We start from the raw sequence: 17234 nt of genomic DNA on the forward strand, positions 1-17234 counted from the left end.
TCATGTCAGCGACACGACGTGCCAGGCACCGACCTGCATGGTCTCTCGCTGGCTCGCGATGGGGGCCTCCGGCCCGAGCATGAACTGCATCGCGAGCTCCGAGCGTGAAGCGACGTCCAGGCGCTGGTAGAGCCGCTTCAGCCGCTTCTTGATCGTGTTGTCCGATACGCCGAGGGCCGCCGCCATGCTCGTCACCGTGTGACCGCCCGTCACGAGGTCGCAGAGCGCCACGTCCTCGGCGGCGAGGATGCCCTGCCATCGCAGGCCGGCGCCTTCGCGCAATCGGAGCTGCGAGAGACGGGTCGATGCGTGCAGGGACAGCGCATGCATGAGATCGCGCCGCCTGCGCTCGGCCTGGGCACTGGCCGACGGGAGCAGCGAGAGGCAGACCGTTCCGCAGAGCGTGCCGTTCGCGACGAGCGGAACGATGGCGTACTTATGGAAGGCGCGGCTATGCCGTTCGGCGAACTCGGCGTACCCGTGGGATCGCGCCCGAAGGGAGGCGATGGGGGCCATCGCGGCGACGTGACGGCGTTGGACGCGCGCGAGGAGCGGGTCGTCGTGGCGACCGAACTGTTCGTAGTCCTCGAGGAGCGCGCACTGGGCGCCGCGGGCGTAGAGCGCGCCGCCGGCGTCGTTCTTCTGCAGGTAGACACCTGCACGCCCCGCTCCGAGCGCCTCCGGCCAATCGTTCAGGATCACCTTGGCGAGATCCTGCTCCGTTTTTGCCAGCGCCAGGCGCTGCCAATCAACGCTCACGTAGCTCAGTTATACACAGAGCTCTGCCAGACGCTACTTCGTGCGCACAGGGTGACCAAGAACTCCTTCGAGCTCGTCGAGCGCCGCGCGCGGGTCGGCAACCTTGATGGTGCGCATGCCCATGGCCCGTGCGGTCTTAAGATTCGTGCCGAGATCGTCGAGGAACACGCACTCCGCGGCCTCTACGCCGGCGAGCCCACAGGCGTGCTCGAAAAATCTACGCTCGGGCTTGCGGGTGCCAATTTTCCACGACTCCACCACGTGGTGAAAGAGCGTCATCACCTCGGCGATCTCGGCTGCCTTCGCCTCGGTGCTCGCCATCGCGCTGCCGAAGCCGATACGCATGTTGTTCGTCACGCACATCGTGACGTAGCGCGAGCGTAGGTTGCGGACGGCATCGACCATCTCGGTGCGGATGCGACCGGTCAAGCGCAGGAAGAGGGTGCGCGCATCGACCGTCCCTCCGAGAGCGCGCGCTTCGGCCTCGAACAGCGCGTAGAACTCGTCCTCGCCGAGCTCGCCACGCTCCATGCGTGCCCACGCATTGGTGTCCGATTGCTGCTTGTTGAGGTCCTGGAGAAAGCCGGCACGAAGTCCAACGTCGGCTTCGTACGCGAGCAGCTCGTCGATGGGGCTCGAGAGGATGACGCCCCCGAAGTCGAAGAGGACGGCACGAATCGGAGGGCTCATGTGCGTCATCCTCCCTCGAGGGCCGTCTTGGCGGCCTCGGCGAAGAGCTCCGTTTGTGCGGCGAGGTCCCGTGCGTTCTCGGAGCTCGCGTTGCCCTGACGCATGCGAGCGTCGATCCCGGCGAGAATGGCCGCCATGCGGAACAGCGAGAAGGAGAGATAGAAGGCGAAGTCGTTCGGCGAGGGCTCCGGTATCGAGCGGAGCTTGCAGTAGCGCGTGACGATCTGCTTCTCGTTCGGAATCCCGAGCGTCTCGAGATCGTATCCCACGAGACCGCGAAGGCCCTTGTCCGCCTTCGGAACGCGGTGCGCGATGCAGAAGTAAGCCAGGTCCGTCAGCGGATCTCCGAGTGTAGAGAGCTCCCAATCGAGCACGGCGAGGATTCGCGGCTCCGTGGGATGCACGACGAGGTTTTCGACGCGATAGTCGCCATGGACCACGGTGACTTCGCTGGACGTCGGCTTTCGTCGTGGCAATTCCCGCATGAGCCAATCCATGGCAGGAATCTCGCGACCCACGGAATCGCGATATTGCGTTGACCAGCGTGAAATCTGCCGTTCCAGAAAGCCGTAATGCTTTCCGAAGTCGGAGAGGCCGCGACCATTCCAGTCCACGTCGTGGAGCTTGGCCAACGTCTCCACGGCCGAGGCATAGAGCGCCGCGCGCTCGGAGTGATTCGAGTCGGGCAGGCTCGGATCCCTCAGGATCCGACCGTGCACGTAGCTCATCACGAAGAACGGCGTTCCGATGACCGACTCGTCTTCGCAGAAGAGAGGCACGGCCGGCACCGGAACGCCCGAGCCCGCGAGCGCGCGCAGGATCTTCTGTTCTCGCTCGATCATGTGTGCCGAGACGAGCAGCGGCCCACTCGGCTTCTTTCGCAAGACCCAGCGGCCCTTGTCGGTTTCGATCAAGAACGTGGGATTCGATTGGCCACCTTCGAACTGTCGAATGGTCACGCCGCGCTCGGCGCCTTCGAGACGGCCGGTAAGCCACCGCGCGAGAGCCGCTTCGTCGAAGCGATGCGCCGAGCGGACGTTCGTCACGTGCCCCGTGACCGCTGCCTGGCCCGTGCGCTGTGGAGTCCCTGCCATCATCGAGCTCCCGCGCGTTTGGCTTGCTGCTCTTGCAGCTCCTGCTTGGCGATGGCTTCGAGATGGACTTCGTCCGGGCCGTCGACGAGGCGCAGCGTGCGGGCACACGCCCACGCATAGGCGAGCGGGAAATCCTGAGAGATGCCGGCCGCGCCGTGAGCCTGCACCGCGCGATCGATCACGCGCAACGCCATGGCCGGCGCGGCGATCTTGATCATCGCGATCTCCTTCTTGGCGGCCTTGTTGCCGTGAACGTCCATCGTATGGGCGGCGTTCAACGTGAGAAGGCGTGCCTCGTCGATCTCGATTCGGCTGCGCGCGATCTCGTGCCGGAGCGCGCCCTGCTCGGCGAGGGGCCTTCCGAAGGCCACGCGCTCCTGCACGCGTTTGCACATCGCCTCGAGGGCGCGTTCGGCGAGTCCGATGGCGCGCATGCAGTGATGGATTCGACCGGGCCCGAGGCGCCCTTGGGCGATCTCGAAGCCGCGGCCTTCGCCGAGCAGGATGTTCGACTTCGGAACGCGAACGTTCTCGAAAGCGACCTCCGCGTGGCCGTGAGGGGCGTCGTCGTAGCCGAACACCGTGAGCGGTCGAACCACGCGAACGCCCGGCGTGTCGAGCGGAACGAGGACCATCGATTGCTGCAGATGGCGAGGCGCGTCGGGATCCGTCTTGCCCATCACGATGGCGATCTTGCAGCGCGGATCCATGGCGCCGCTCGTCCACCATTTGCGGCCGTGAATCACGTAGCTGTCGCCGTCGCCGCGAATCGAGCAGGCGATGTTCGTCGCGTCGGACGAGGCGACCTCCGGCTCGGTCATCGCGAAGCAAGAGCGGATGGTCCCGGCGAGCAGCGGCTCGAGCCACGCCTTTTTCTGCGCGTCGGTGCCGTAGCGAACCAAGACCTCCATGTTGCCGGTGTCCGGAGCGTTGCAGTTGAACACTTCGGGCGCGATGGGGGACCGCCCCATGATCTCGCAGAGAGGCGCGTACTCCAGGTTGGTGAGGCCTGCTCCGCCTCCGTGGTCGGGCAAGAACAAGTTCCACAACCCTTCGCGGCGAGCTTTCGCCTTGAGCTCCTCCATGACCGGAGGAATCGACCAGCGATTCCCCGATTCGGCGAGGTGTCGTTCGAAGGCCGGTTCGGCCGGAATGACGTGCTCGTTCACGAAGGCCGCGACGCGGTGCTTCAGGTCTTCCGCGCGGGCCGATCTCTCGGCGGTGATGCTCGTCATGGCTTCATGCTTTCCGTGCAGCTGCTTCGTTGGGATTCGCCGGCGTTCGATCGCGGAGCGCACGCCTCAGGAATTTGCCCGTGGCGGTCTTCGGAACTTCGTCGACGATTTCGACGCTTCTTGGGTATTTGTAAGCGGCAATCTTGGAACGGCAGAAGTCGATGAGCTCCTGCTCGGTTGCCGTGGTGCCCGGCTTGAGGGCGACGAACGCTTTGACGGTTTCGCCTCGGTAATCGTCTTTCACCCCGATCACCGCGGCTTCTCTGACGGCCGCATGACCGTAGAGCGTGTCTTCGACCTCGCGCGGCCAGACCTTGTAGCCGGACACGATGATCATGTCCTTCTTGCGGTCGACGACGAAGTAGTAGCCATCGTCGTTGCGCGTGGCGACGTCTCCCGTCACGAAATAGCCGTCGCGAAATGCCTGTTTCGTGGCGTCGGGCTTGTTCCAATAGCCCGTGAAGATCATCGGGCCCTTGTCGGCGAGCTCTCCGGCTTCACCTGGAGCTGCTTCCTTGTCGGGATCCGCGAGGTCGACGAGCTTCACGTCGCACCCGGGAATGGGAACGCCGACCGAGAGTGCGCCGGTTACCGGATCGACGGGCGCGCGAGCGCCGAGCGGTACGGCGTGCGTGGGCGAGGTCGATTCGGTCAATCCGTAGATGTTGTGGATGTAGACGCCGAGCTGCGCTTCGAAGCGTTCGGCGATGCTCGGGGCCACGGGCGCGCCGCCGCTATAGGCCTTCCTGAGCGACGCGAAGGCCTCCTTGGTGGCGGCCGGATGGTTCATCAGCGCGAGGAACACGGTGATGGATCCGACGGTCATCGTCGGCTTCCAGCGTTGCGCGAGGCGGATCGTCTGCTCCGCGTCGAAGCGGTAGCCGAGTACGAGCGGACAGCCTGCGGTGGCCGCGAGCGCCACGTGCCCGACGAGACCGGTGATGTGGAAGAGCGGTGCGACGCCGAGAATGACGTCGTTGGCGTCCATCTTCATCCACGTTCGATAGACGTTGCCATTGTAGACGATGTTGCCGTGGGTCGTCATCGCCCCCTTTGGCTGTCCGGTCGTTCCGGACGTGTAGCCGAGGGAAGCGAGGTCGCCCGGTCCCACCGCGGCTCTGGCCTTGGGATCAGGCTTCGTTTGGGACAGCGCCGTGAGCAGGTCGACCGAGCCGAGATCCTCGGCGGAGAGCTTGTGACTCGGAGCGAAGCACGGAGGGGCAGGTTCGGTTCCGAGCATGTCGAGCTCCGAGGTCGTGACCACGCGTTCGACCGACGTGCGAGGAACGACGCTTCGGCCCACCGCTTCGTAGAGCGACTCGAGCGCCACGAGGACGCGCGCACCCGAATCCTGGAGGTGGTATTCGAGCTCCTTGTCTTTGAACATCGGATTGAGGGGGACGGCAACCGCGCCTCGTTTCCAGATGCCGTAGAGGGCAATGACGTACTGCGGAACGTTCTGCTGGTAGAGCGCCACGCGATCGCCGTGTCCGACGTTCCAGGACGCGAGCAACGTCGCAAAGCGGGCGGCCAGGTCGTCGAGCTCGCGATAGCTCACGACGCGATCGAAGTAGTAGAGCGCGGGCGCATCGGGGGCCGTGCGGGCGGCCTCCTCGAGCACGTCGATCATGCTCTTGGTCGGGGCGGGGAGTGTCTCGGGAACCCATGGCGAGTAGACGCCGAGCCAGGGCTTCGCGGTGTTTTGCGCGGTGGCCATGGCGTCCTCACTTGATGACGATCGGGTTCACGGGGGCGCCCGTGCCTCGGAAAATCTTGAGGGGAGCGGCCGTGTAGAAGAAGTCGTAGCGACCGTCTTTGGCGCAGTCCTTGGCGAGGTCTTCGAGCATGAGGATCTCGTTGAAGACGACGCCGAGGTTGCGCATCAGCGCACTGTGGAGCGGCAGCACGATGCCGTTGTTTGGGTCGACCGTGACCTCGTTGGCGATGGTGTCGGTGCCGAGAAGGGGGATCTCCGTGTCGTGAAACCACTCGACGAGCTCGCGCGAATAGACGAGGCCGGGCTCGATGAACGGCGGGTCGTAGAACTTGGCGGGGCCTTCCTCGTAGAAGGTGCTGAGCCAGCCGGTGCGAATCAGCAGGATGTCGTGCTTTTGGATCTTCGTGCCCTGCTTGGCCGCGCAGTCGAGCAGATCCCTTAGCGTGATGAGCTCGCCCTTCTGGAGGCGCTCTTTCCCGCGGTAGCGTGCGATGTCGAGGAGCACGGCGTGCCCCGAAGCCGTGTGCTCGGCGAGCGGCAGCACGCTTGCCTTCTCGAGGCCTGCGAGCGTCGTATGCGCATCGAAGCCGTTGTAGAGCTTGTCGTCGTACCAGGTGTGGCCGAGACCGTCGAACTGGGTCGAGCCCTGGAGGAACATCGTGACGTAGTCGTCGGCATATTCGAGGCCACCAGCGAGCGGCTGGAGCTTGCCGGACATGTAGCTGCCCTTGTCTTGGGTCATCAGCTTCACGGCACCGCTACGTCCCGGCCAAACCGGGTCACCCTTGGGTGAGCCGATCACCACGGAGAGAGCGAAGGTCTTGTGCGATCGGATCGACGCGAGGCCTCGTGCGACTTCCTCCGCATCGAGGAAGTTGAGACCACCGAGCTCGTCGTCTTTCCCCAGCGACCCCAATTCGTCGGAAGACCTTCGAGCAACTTCGAGACGGATGCCTGAGTCATGAAGCCTCCAAGTCCGGCGCGCATCGCGCGGGGGACGATGTCGTTCGGTCGAAATTCTCGAGCCCGCGGCCTTGCGCGGGCGATACGAACGACTATTCGTTCGTTGTGGAGACCATGACTCTCCGCGGCGGGCATCGCAAGCCGTTAATGGCCTTGGCCTGCCGCGTCACGCCATACGAACGATGATTCGTATCTAGGTCCGCCACAGAACGAGGCAAAAACGAACGGTTGCCGCTGTGCGTCGTCGATGAGACAACCGGGAAGCCCACCCATGCCGAAGAAGGAAGCTGCCACGAAGGCGCGAGCACCCTCTGCCCGCAGTATCGACGTTCGCGAGGCGGCGCTCACGCTCTTCGCCGAGCGCGGCTATCACGGCACGTCCATGAAGGACATCGCGGCAGCGCTCCAGCTGCGTGCGCCGAGCCTCTACAACCACGTGTCCGCGAAGCAGGAGATCCTCCGCGACGTGATGGTGGACACGATGAACAACCTATTGAAGGTCGTTCGATCGGCGATCGCGGGCACCGACGACACCGTGCTCCAGCTCCGGCGAGCGGCCGAGGCGCACGTCCGTTACCATGCGCGGCACAAGCGGGAGGTTCGGATCGGCAACTACGAGATTCCGGCCCTCGAGCAGCCACACCGGGGCGCCGTCACGAAGCTCCGTCGCGAGTACTCGCGCATGTTCGTCGGACTCATCGAGAAGGGGGTCGAGGAGGGCGTGTTCGACACGCGCTCGCCTCTGCTCGCCGCGTACGGCATCCTGCAAATGGGGATCGGCGTTTCCATGTGGTACACGCCCGATGGCCCGTTGTCGGAAGACGACATCGTCTTTCAGTATGGCGACATGGCTCTTCGACTCGTCGGCGTGACGGAGGCGGAGCCGCGCGTCGGCCGGCGGCGCGCGAAGTAGCGCGGCCGTAGAAATGTACGAGCACCGTTACGGAGGTGCTCCACGTCGCCGTTACTCCCTGCAATGCGTTTTCTTCGCGGCAGGTTCGAGGTCGGTGTCCGAGTTGGGGCGTCGCGCGTTGCGGCGTTGGCTCTGTTGATGGCCGTCGCGGCTCCTGCGTGCCTTCCGGAGCAAACCCGTAGCTACGGCAACGTCGAGACGGACGACGAAGGGCCGGGCCCCGTGGCTCCGGTCGATGCTTCCAAAGCAGACTCGCCCAGCGCTCCCGCCGACGCCGCGCCTCCTCCTCCGGAGGCCTCACCGTGTGCCGTGTGCTTGCCGCAGGCGACCTGTCAGGCGCGCGGCGAGACCGCCACGTGCCAGTGTCCGGCGGGCTTCGCCGGCGACGGAACCATTGCCGGCACCGGCTGCAACGATGTCGACGAATGCAGTGGTTCGAACGGTTGCGTGGCGCCCGGTTCGGGCGGCGCCTGCACCAACACGGCCGGTAGCTACACGTGCGGCTGCCAACCCGGTTTCGTCGGAGACGGCAAGGCCTCGGGAACGGGCTGCACGGACGTCGACGAGTGCAGCGGCGCGAACGACTGCGTCGCCGGGCAAGCGGGCGGTGCATGTGCAAACGTGCCCGGTGGCTACACGTGCGCCTGCCAGCCGGGTTACTCGGGAGATGGCAAGACCTCGGGAACGGGGTGCAGCGATGTCGACGAATGCGCCGGAGGAAGCGGCTGCGTGGCTCCCGAAGCGGGCGGCGCGTGCGCGAACACGGTCGGCGGCTTCACCTGCAGCTGCCAATCGGGCTACCAAGGCGACGGAAAGATCTCCGGCTCCGGCTGCACGGATATCGACGAATGCGCGAGCAGCGGTAACGAGTGCGAGTCTCCGCTCTGGGGCGGCGCGTGCACGAACGTCGTCGGTGGATATACCTGCGGTTGCCAACCGGGGTATGCCGGTGATGGCAAATGGGCCGGAACGGGCTGCACGGACATCGATGAATGCGCGGGCAGCAACGACTGCGCTTCCGGCGCGGCGGGAGGCGCTTGCAGCAACGTCCTCGGCGGCTACACGTGCGCCTGCCAGCCTGGCTTCGTCGGAGACGGCAAGGTCTCGGGAACGGGCTGCACCGACATCGACGAATGCAGCGGCACCAACGACTGCGTTGCGGCGAATGCGAACGGAACGTGTTCGAACACGGCGGGCGGCTACACGTGCGGATGCACGGCGCCCTATTCGGGTGACGGCAAGACGACGGGGAAGGGATGCCAGTGGCTCCCCGACCTCCTCTGGTATCGCTTCGACGGCGAGACCCAATACGTCGAAAACTCCGCGACCAATCCGCCGCTCGGCGCCGAGACCGCGATCATCCACGGTGCCGAGACGCAGGCGGGCGCGGGCCAGTGCCTTCGCGCGCTCGTCGGAACAGGCAACACGTCCACCAACGACTACGTGGAGACGGGCTGGGCCACGAATCTCAGCGGCTCCTGGACCATCTCGTTCTGGACGTCGAACATCACCCCGTCCCCGACGCTGTTCTACATCTTCGGTGATACCTCGGCGAATTCGTTCCGCTGCTTCACGAACGGTGTTGCCGGAGCCAACAACTGGATTCTGCGCGGCGGTGGGCTCGACGACGTCCTCGCGCCCGGGGCGGCCACCGTCGACGCCGCCGTTACCACGTTCGTCTACGACGCGACCGTCGCCGAAGTTCGCGCGTACGTGAACGGTGCGCTCGTCAACACCGTGGCCCAGCCCCCGCTCTCGATCGTCGGATCGGCATTCAAGTTGGGTTACGGCACGAACATCGCACTGCCGGAGGGAGGTTTGATGGACGAATATCGCGTCTATTCCGTCGCACTCCCGGCGTCGGAGGTGGCGAAGCTCGCGCAGACCGCGGAGGTCTGCAAGTAGTGGCGAGAGGGGGGCGCCGGAGATCGACCGAGTGATTGGCACTCGATGTGACAGGGCGGGGAGTCCGTGACGACCGAGAAGTCCCCGCGTACATCATGTGACTTTTCACTGCACCTTCGACAAGTCGTTCCAAATCACCCGTTCAACATGCTTTTGGAACGACCATGTCGACTGCTAATCTTCCGCCTATGGGGTGGAGCAGGCTCGGCTGGTGTCGATCGGCTTGGCTTGCTTCAAGGGGCGTTCAGGTGCGCGTTCAGAGACTCTTTTGGGGGCTCGTCATCGCGATCGGTTCGGCGACCGGGTGCTCGCTGACGCGATCGCTGTCCGAACTTTCGAGCGGTGACGGCGCGGATTCGACCGGGCTCGGGAGCGGCGATGGAAGCTCCCCGACGGACGGTCCGAAATCGGAGCCGGACGGCGCAGGCGATGGTGGGGTCGACGCCGGTGCCGACGCTGAAACCGACGACGCGGCCGTCGACAGCTCGGACGCGAGTGGACCGATCGACACTTGCGCCTATCGCGATTGCGTCCTCGCCGACAGTCCTGCAGCGTACTGGCGATTGGGGAGGCCTCCCCTGTGGGCATGGCCGTCGATGAGTCCGGTCATGGCCACGGTGCGACCTACGACGGAGGCATCGCGTACGGTGTTGCCGGTGCCATCGCGGGCGATTCGAACACGGCGGTTCGCTTCGACGGGACGAAAGGGCTCGACGTAGGCAACGTGTTCCGCTTCGACGGCGTGTTGCCGTTCTCACTCGAGGTGTGGGTCAAACCGAGTCCAAGCTCTGGATATGCCGTTTTGCTCGCGCGCGATACCGACCCGAACGGATACGCACTATACCTCGGCTCGAGCCAGGCCACGTTCGAACGGCAGACGTCGGGAAACGTCAAGACCATCACGGGGACAGCCGTCTCCACGTCGAACTACAACCATCTCGTGGGAACGTTCGACGGGTCGCGCTTGCGACTTTACGTGAACGGAGAAGAGGTTGCTTCCGGTCCCTCGGTTTCGTCCATCCCGGGTGCTTCGTCGAACTTCTATATCGGGACGGAGAACGCTTCTTCGGCGTACATCTACAAAGGTGACATGGACGAGCCGGCCGTTTACGACCATGCCCTGACCGCAGAACGCATTCGCGTGCACTACCAGGCGGGGCTCGGCACCAACAAGTAGTCCGGTCCAGCTCGACGCAGTCATCCACGCGAGAACCGACGTCGCGCGCGAGCGTATGATCGTCAGGTATCGCGCGTGACGAGCACCGAGCGGCGCGAAAGGCGAATGACCTTTTCGGCCGTGCTGCCGAGGACGAGGCGGCGGAGCCCGGTGCGCCCCTGACTGCCCATCACGATGGCTTCCGCGTCGATGGCATCGGCGCGCTCGAGGATGGTCTCGGCCGGGTCGCGCTTGACCTCGACCTGCTCGAAGTGGCTGAAGTGGTACTGCTTCGCGAGTCCTTCGAGGGTGGCGAGGCCGAGCTCTTCGAGCTTCTCGATCGCGCCCTGCGGCGGCGGCATCCACGGGCTTCCGAGCGCGGAGGCGACGGCCATGAAGGGGTGGTTGCCCGGCAGCTGCATGGCGTGGAGCAGCGTGACCTCGAGCTTCGCCTTCTCGACGAGCACGCCGCCGAACTTCACGGCCGGCAGTGAGCCTTCGCCGAAGTCGGTTGCGACGAGCACGCGTCGCGACGCCGTTCCGGGACGAGCCACGAGGACCGACGTGGGCGAATAGCGAACGACACGCTCCGCAACATGGCCGAGATACCGCTCCGAGCCCTCGCGCGGCTTGCCGCCGACGACGACGAGCGTGGCGTCGCTCTCTTCGGCAACGCGGACGATCTCGTCTTCGGGCGCTCCGACTTCGATGTTCACCCGGTAGTCCGATGCCGGAACGTGGAGCACGCGACTGACCTGCTCGCTCACGAGGTCGGCGGCCTTCTTGGTCAGATCGAGCGCAAGCTTCGCATCGTTCTCACCGCGGCTCGGAAGGAGCGGATAGTGCCTGAGCACGTCGGGGATGACGTGCACGACGACGAACGGAACTCCCAGCGCCGCTGCATGCATGTGTCCGCGAACGAGGGCGGGCTCGGAGAACTCGGTGAGGTCCGTGGCGATCAGGATGGGGGAGGTTGCCATGGGGATTCCGGAGGTGAGTACCGCGACCCTAACACGCTTGGGCCCCGCTCGGCTCGCGAGCGCTCGAGATGAGCGATCGGGCTGAAATACCCGGCCCGTGAACGCGAACGCGAACACGAACACGAGCCTTCGATGCTCTAGCACCAAAGGTGCCGTGTGCCATCGGCCGTCAATCTCATCCTTCTAGGGCCGGCGTCATCCACTCGAGGCAACGCCATCGAACACGAAACGCAGCTCGGGGACGCGCTTCATGTCGATGGCCTCGGCGAGGCGAGCGCGCAGGAACGGTGTGGCGCGTGTCAGTGCGCGCTCGGCCGAGCCTCGGAGCGCCGCTTCGGTGGCCGGGTTGCCAGCTGCATGACCGAGCGCGAGAGGCGTGCGGAGGGAGAAGTGGACGCGCGCGTGGCGATAGTCGGGGGACAGCACGACTGCACCGATTTCGACGTCGACCAGCGCCGGGTCGGTGATGTCGTCGCGCAACAAGGATTGCAGCTCTTCGAGGACGAGCTCTTGCAGTCGAAGATGCCGGTGGCCGCCGTCTCGTTCTTCTCGCATGGCACGGACTTCCGTGAACGAGCCTACTCGAGTCGAGCGATGCGTGCTCGCATCCGCTCGAGGAGCTCCGGCTGGCGTTCGGCGAACACCGCGAGCCATACGATCACCTGGACGTTGCGCACCAGGCCGAGATCGCGGGCGAGGTCCCGATCGTAAGGGGCGTCGTAGGCCGCGGTCATGGCCTCGATGGATGCACGCTCTTCGCCGAAGAGAACGAGCCTCGACTGCAAACAGGCCATGTCCCATTCGACGGGGCCAAGGAAAGCGTCTTCCCAATCCGTCCACACCGCGCCGCGCGACGTGGCGAGCACGTTGCCGATGTGCGCGTCGCCGTGGACCGCCTGGAATGACGCCGTTCGCGAGGGGGCCGACCGAATGATGTCTTCGGCGCGATGCCATGCGTCCTCGAGCGTACGACGCTCACGTTCGTCGAACGACGCGTTTCGAACGGCCCGGGCATGGACTTCGCGCGCTTCGTCGAACCCGCCCCAGAGTGGCAGCTTCGACTTCGGATACTTCACGAGCGAGCGATGGGCGCGTGCGAGCTCGGCCCCTGCCGCGCCGGGATCGACCCGCGCGGCGAGGAGATCTTCGAGCTCCCAAAACGAGATGACGAGACCATTTCGTTCGTGCGGGCCTGGTTCGATGCGCGTGCTCGGGCGGGTGACCGAGACGCCATCGCCGGCGAGGAAACGGCTGACTTCGATCTCGCGCTTCAACCATTCCATGCCGACGCGAACCATCGACGTGGCCATGGCGACGCGCGCGACGAGTGGGCGTTCGTGCGGCTCTTCGGGGATCAGGCGAAGGACGAGGTTGCTCTTGTCCGCGAGCAGCTCCGGACGAGCGGGGAACTCGAGCTCCGCAGCGAGGCGGCGGACTTCGTCGATGGCCAGGTCCTGGGAAGTCACGGTGGCGAGACTCTACCTCTACGGCTTCGCGTTCGCCGCTCGAACGTCGTAGAGTTCGGGCCGATGAAGAGCAAGACGACGAAGCCAGCGTCTCGCAAGCCTGCCGCGTCATCGGTTTCCGCGTCGTCCCCGTCTATTCGCTACGCCCTCTTCGATACGGAGATCGGTCGCTGCGGGATCGCCTGGGGTGAGGCGGGGGTCGTCGGCCTTCAACTGCCCGAGGGAAAAGACAGCCTGACGCGCGCCTCGCTCGCGAAGCGATTCGAAGCCACCGAAGAGTGCGAGCCGTCTTCGGAGATCGAGCGCGCCATCGCGGCCATCGTCGGCTTGCTTCGTGGGGAGACGAGCGACCTTTCGACCATCTCCCTCGACATGCGCGGTGTCCCAGCGTTCCACCAGCGCGTCTACGCATTGGCGCGGACCATCGAGCCCGGGCAGACGCTGACCTACGGCGACGTGGCCACGAAGCTCGGTGACAAGGGCTCCGCGCGGGCCGTGGGGCAGGCACTTGGTCGCAATCCGTTCGCCATCGTCGTCCCTTGCCATCGCGTTCTCGCCTCGGGCGGGAAGATGGGGGGCTTCACGGCGAACGGCGGGGTGACCACCAAGCTCCGAATGCTCGCCATCGAAGGGGCCAAGGCGGCCGCGCAACGGAGCCTGTTCGACGGTGACGGCTCCTTCGGTTTCGATCCCACGAAGGCCGTTGCTGCGCTCGGCGCCGGTGATCCGAAGCTGCGCGCACTCATGGAGAGCGTCGGCCCGTTTCGCATGCAGCTCAAGACGACGTCGAGCATCTTCGTCGCCCTGGCCGAGGCCATCGTCTATCAGCAGCTCACGGCCAAGGCAGCGGGAACGATCTACGCGCGTCTCTGCGCGCTCTTTCCGCGGCCGCACGAAGGCCCCACGGCCGAAGGCATTCTTCGCTCGTCCGACGAGAAGCTTCGCAGCGCGGGATTGTCGCGACCCAAGGTTCTCGCACTTCGGGACCTCGCGAAGCGCGCCGCCGACGGAGAAATCCCGGGCCTCGCAGACGTGCACCGCATGGACGACGACGACATCGTCGAGAAGCTGACGGCGGTGCGCGGAATCGGCCGCTGGACGGTGGAGATGCTGCTCATGTTCCGTCTCGGTCGGCCGGACATCTTGCCGGTGGACGATTACGGAATTCGAAAAGGCTACGCGGCCGTTTTCGGTCTGAAGGATCTGCCTGCGCCCAAGGAGCTCGCCAAGCTCGGTGAGCGCTGGAAGCCTCACCGTACCGTCGCGAGTTGGTATTTGTGGCGCGCTGCCGAGCGTGCGGCGGCCGCGACCAAGGGCACTTGAATCAGAACGACGTGTTGATCTGGGCGGTCATGACGTGCACGTGAGGCACGGAGAGGATGAGCGGGGCGCCTCCCGCCAGCCCGGTGTCGTCGTTCGGCATCTGCTGGTGCCCGTAGCCGTAGCGGAGCTTGAAGGCGATGTTCGGCACGTGGAAGTACCAGGTGCTGTTCAATTCGATGCCGTAGGTTTGATCGTGGGCGACGTCCAGGTTGACGTCCGCCCATGATAGGCGCACGGCGGCGTCGAGCTTCCGTTTGTAGAACAGATACCCGAGTTGCCCGAAGCCGCCGGTCGACGAGTAGGAGGCAAACCCTTCGTGCGGATTGGTATGGCGGAAGTACCACTCGACCTGCGCCATGATCCGGTTCGATTGCAGCAAGAGGTCCGCGCCGACGCCGTGGTTCACCGTCGTCACCGCACTGGGCACCGTCTCGAACTCGAAGGTCGTCGGGTTGAAGTTTTCGATGCCCTCGTTGGCTTTCGACATCCACCCGTTGACGCCGATGGCGTACTTGAAGGGCACGTGCTTGGCGTTTTCCTTTTCCGCGTAGGCAAACTCCGTGTTTCCGGGAACGCCCAAAGGGTTCAGCTCGAAGCGCGCCGTGAAGAGGTAGTTGCCGCGGATCGTCTGGAACTGCCGCAGCGGTGAGCCGAGATAGGCGCCGACCTGGTACGCGAGGAGCTGATTGGCGAACGAGCCGAACGCCGTGATGCCCTTGTCACGGCCCGTCCAGAAGTAGTTCGAAACCACGTCCCAATCCGGAAAGAGCAACTGGTGCGGGCCGTAGAGGTATTCGTGGCGTGAAATGGGCGTCCACTGCTGGCCGAGGCGCAATCCGAACTCGTCGATGGGCTGGATCTCGACATAGGCATCGAGCAGATAGACGGGATTCGCCGCGAGCTCGAGGCTCGTCCAGTAACGAATCCATTTTCGGTAGATGGCTCCCTCCGAGATTGCACGGAGGGTGACGAACGGGTCCTGGACTTGGGCTTTGCCGTTGATGGTCACCTGGGCGTGCATGAGTGATTGCAACCCAAGGTGCATCTTGTTGTTGCCGTCTTTCGTCCGCAGGACGAAGCCAGAACCGGGAAAGAATCCGGCTTCGGCATTGGCGGCGTCGGCGGCGTTGGTGGCAGCTTGGTCTTCGGCGGCCTGGCGTTCTTCCAACGACGCCTCGTCGGGGCTGGCCGTTACCTTTTCGCGCGGCGCGGGAGCTGCGGGAGCTGCAGCCGGCGCGGGAGTTGCTGCCGCTCCAGGGGCGGCAGCGGGCGCGGCTGCGGGCGCCGCTTCGGCGCCAGGCGGCGGAGGAGGCGGAATCGGCTGAGGGGCGAGTGCTGGAGCCGGCCGCTGCGCGGGCGGGGTTGTGCGAACGCGGGCACGGCGTGCAGAGACACGAGGCTTGCCAGAACGGCGATACGTCGACGCATGCGGACCACCCCTCGCGCGATCACTCGTGATCGTTCCGGGCAAGCTAAGCCGCGGGGCCTGCTCTTCAATGCTCCGATGGATCGCGATGCACGCCGACTCAGTGGAAGGGACCTTGGTGCATGGTCAGTGCGAAAACGGCGACGAGCCCGATGACCAGCAAGGCGCATCCGGAGAGGAGGGGAATGGAGAGCTGAAAGGGCAGTTCGCCGTGGAGCAAGCCGGCCGCGACGAGCTCACGCCTCTCCGCTTTGAGGGCGCGCATGATGGCGAAGTGGTTCCACATGCCGAGAACCAGCACGACGAGCCCGAAGACGATGAGTGTGACGCTGAAGTTGCGTGCGGGGGCGAGCCTCACCGAGCCCTCGGCCAAGCTCGACTTCTCGAGCGCTCGGAAGAACTGGAAGATCGTGAATCCGAATCCGATGAGCGACAACGCCGTGCGGATCATCGCCATGAAGGTTCGCTCCGCCGCCAGGCGCGTCCGCTGGAACGCCAGACCCGTGTTGCGCGACGCGAGCTCGAGCGAGCCTTGGAGATGAGGCGCGGCAGACTTGTCGCTGTTCTCCTGCATGAGCTCGGCGGCCGTCGCGATCGTTCGAAATCGTATTTCGATGTGGCGATGCGGTCCTCTCGGCGCAATCCGGCGTGGCGTCGCGAGCGGACCGGCCGCACGCGTGAACTACGCCTGCGACATCAAGTTCGACCCCGGAGTAGGCGTCGTTGTGAGCGCGACGAGCACGCTTCGGTGGGCCGCAGCCGTGACCGCGGCCTGCCGAATCGGTCTCAACCCGACTTGACGCCCGTTTCGGCCGGCCGGAGCCGCGTGCGGAACAGGCTCAGCACGCGATCGAGGGCCTGGCGCGTCGGGTGACCCGCTTCGTCGACCAGATCGGTCGTGAGAACGGAGTGCGCCGAAGCCGGGATGCCGTGAGGATTACCCCGGGAAGAATCGATCTCGATTCCCTCGAACGCGTCGCCGAGCTCGCGTTTCAGCGTGTCGAATCGCTCGGGCGGACAGAGCCGATCGCCCGTGAAGCGTAGGCCGAGGACCGTGCAGCCATCCTTGGCGCGCTCCTTCACCTTCGCGAGATCTGTGTCCGAGAGGTGGAGGGAGGCACGCTGTCGACGCGTGAGCCCGACGGGAAGGGACGGCTGGCTCAACACCGGGGCCATCACGGTTTCGTCGACCATGAGCGAGAGTGCGAAGTTGCCGGTCAAGCACATGCCGACGACGCCGACGCCGGGGCCGCCGCAATCGGCGTGCGCCTTGCGGCACAGAGCGCGGAGGTAGTCGGTGATGGGGCTCGACGCGCGGCTCGCGAAGATGCGGAACTCGCGGCTGATGCACGCGCGCGCCGTGGTCTCGAGCACGTAGCCCATCGACATCGGCTTGCCGGGCACGCCGAGGAGCGTGGGGAGGTACGTGCGGAAACCCTCGCGCGCGACGCGTTCGGCGAAGGCGGCGACCTGGGGGGTGATGCCGGGGATCTCGTGGATCACGACGACCGCCGGGCCTTCGCCGCGCGTGAAGACGGTGCGCGTCGTGTCGCCGTGCGAGAACGAGAACGAGTCGAAGCCGGCCAGCGTCATCGCTGCATGCTACC

15 protein-coding genes and 1 pseudogene are annotated in these 17234 nt (G+C 65.3%); 4 read left to right on the forward strand and 12 right to left on the reverse strand.

What is annotated here, in order from left to right; all coding sequences use genetic code 11:
* The 6 genes and pseudogenes from AKJ09_RS24880 to AKJ09_RS24905 form a co-directional block, all read right to left on the reverse strand.
* Entirely contained in the window at positions 1–759 is a 759-nt protein-coding gene (locus tag AKJ09_RS24880; protein ID WP_146649845.1) for a helix-turn-helix transcriptional regulator, read from the reverse strand.
* A 33-nt stretch (positions 760–792) separates the two neighbouring features.
* Positions 793–1449, reverse strand: a complete 657-nt coding sequence (locus AKJ09_RS24885) for an HAD-IA family hydrolase (RefSeq protein ID WP_169927837.1) — start codon at positions 1447–1449, stop codon at positions 793–795.
* A 5-nt stretch (positions 1450–1454) separates the two neighbouring features.
* On the reverse strand, positions 1455–2546 hold the full coding sequence (locus AKJ09_RS24890) for a phosphotransferase family protein (protein ID WP_146649848.1): 1092 nt from the start codon (positions 2544–2546) through the stop codon (positions 1455–1457).
* Positions 2543–3778 carry an acyl-CoA dehydrogenase family protein gene (locus AKJ09_RS24895; RefSeq protein ID WP_146649850.1) on the reverse strand — a complete coding sequence of 412 codons (1236 nt, stop codon included), beginning with the start codon at positions 3776–3778 and terminating at the stop codon, positions 2543–2545. The genes AKJ09_RS24890 and AKJ09_RS24895 overlap by 4 nt, the downstream gene beginning before the upstream one ends.
* A gap of 4 nt (positions 3779–3782) precedes the next feature.
* On the reverse strand, positions 3783–5495 hold the full coding sequence (locus AKJ09_RS24900; protein ID WP_146649852.1) for a long-chain-fatty-acid--CoA ligase: 1713 nt from the start codon (positions 5493–5495) through the stop codon (positions 3783–3785).
* A 7-nt stretch (positions 5496–5502) separates the two neighbouring features.
* Positions 5503–6458, reverse strand: a pseudogene (locus AKJ09_RS24905) (cyclase family protein).
* A 271-nt stretch (positions 6459–6729) separates the two neighbouring features.
* Here AKJ09_RS24905 and AKJ09_RS24910 point away from each other — a divergent pair.
* The 3 genes from AKJ09_RS24910 (at position 6730) to AKJ09_RS24930 (ending at position 10453) form a co-directional block, all read left to right on the forward strand.
* Complete coding sequence (locus AKJ09_RS24910) at positions 6730–7371, forward strand: TetR/AcrR family transcriptional regulator (RefSeq protein WP_146649854.1); 642 nt, start codon at positions 6730–6732, stop codon at positions 7369–7371.
* Positions 7372–7509: 138 nt separating this feature from the next.
* Positions 7510–9276: a LamG-like jellyroll fold domain-containing protein gene (locus AKJ09_RS54985; RefSeq protein ID WP_240488580.1), complete on the forward strand. Its 1767-nt coding sequence runs from the start codon at positions 7510–7512 to the stop codon at positions 9274–9276.
* 586 nt (positions 9277–9862) lie between these two features.
* Positions 9863–10453 (forward strand): LamG domain-containing protein, encoded by a 591-nt coding sequence (locus tag AKJ09_RS24930; protein ID WP_146649857.1) that lies wholly within the window; start codon positions 9863–9865, stop codon positions 10451–10453.
* 62 nt (positions 10454–10515) lie between these two features.
* Here AKJ09_RS24930 and AKJ09_RS24935 read toward each other — a convergent pair whose 3' ends face one another.
* The 3 genes from AKJ09_RS24935 to AKJ09_RS24945 all read right to left on the reverse strand — a co-directional run bounded on the left by AKJ09_RS24935 (position 10516) and on the right by AKJ09_RS24945 (position 12878).
* The gene (locus tag AKJ09_RS24935) at positions 10516–11412 is read right to left on the reverse strand and encodes a universal stress protein (protein ID WP_146649859.1); all 897 of its coding nucleotides are present in this window, start codon (positions 11410–11412) and stop codon (positions 10516–10518) included.
* Between the two features lie 195 nt (positions 11413–11607).
* Complete coding sequence (locus AKJ09_RS53255; RefSeq protein WP_169927838.1) at positions 11608–11967, reverse strand: ribosome-binding factor A; 360 nt, start codon at positions 11965–11967, stop codon at positions 11608–11610.
* 23 nt (positions 11968–11990) lie between these two features.
* The gene (locus AKJ09_RS24945; RefSeq protein ID WP_146649863.1) at positions 11991–12878 is read right to left on the reverse strand and encodes an aminoglycoside phosphotransferase family protein; all 888 of its coding nucleotides are present in this window, start codon (positions 12876–12878) and stop codon (positions 11991–11993) included.
* 63 nt (positions 12879–12941) lie between these two features.
* On the opposite strand from AKJ09_RS24945, the gene AKJ09_RS24950 reads away from it, so the two are divergent.
* Positions 12942–14201, forward strand: a complete 1260-nt coding sequence (locus AKJ09_RS24950; protein WP_146649865.1) for a methylated-DNA--[protein]-cysteine S-methyltransferase — start codon at positions 12942–12944, stop codon at positions 14199–14201.
* A 1-nt stretch (position 14202) separates the two neighbouring features.
* Here the strand turns inward: AKJ09_RS24950 and AKJ09_RS24955 are convergent, their stop codons facing one another.
* The 3 genes from AKJ09_RS24955 to AKJ09_RS24970 all read right to left on the reverse strand — a co-directional run bounded on the left by AKJ09_RS24955 (position 14203) and on the right by AKJ09_RS24970 (position 17220).
* Positions 14203–15369: a hypothetical protein gene (locus AKJ09_RS24955; RefSeq protein WP_146649867.1), complete on the reverse strand. Its 1167-nt coding sequence runs from the start codon at positions 15367–15369 to the stop codon at positions 14203–14205.
* 358 nt (positions 15370–15727) lie between these two features.
* Positions 15728–16201: a YidH family protein gene (locus AKJ09_RS24965; protein WP_146649871.1), complete on the reverse strand. Its 474-nt coding sequence runs from the start codon at positions 16199–16201 to the stop codon at positions 15728–15730.
* A gap of 212 nt (positions 16202–16413) precedes the next feature.
* Positions 16414–17220, reverse strand: a complete 807-nt coding sequence (locus tag AKJ09_RS24970; protein ID WP_146649873.1) for a dienelactone hydrolase family protein — start codon at positions 17218–17220, stop codon at positions 16414–16416.
* Positions 17221–17234 lie beyond the last annotated feature (14 nt).

The organism is Labilithrix luteola (genome assembly GCF_001263205.1).
GTDB lineage: Bacteria > Myxococcota_A > Polyangia > Polyangiales > Polyangiaceae > Labilithrix > Labilithrix luteola.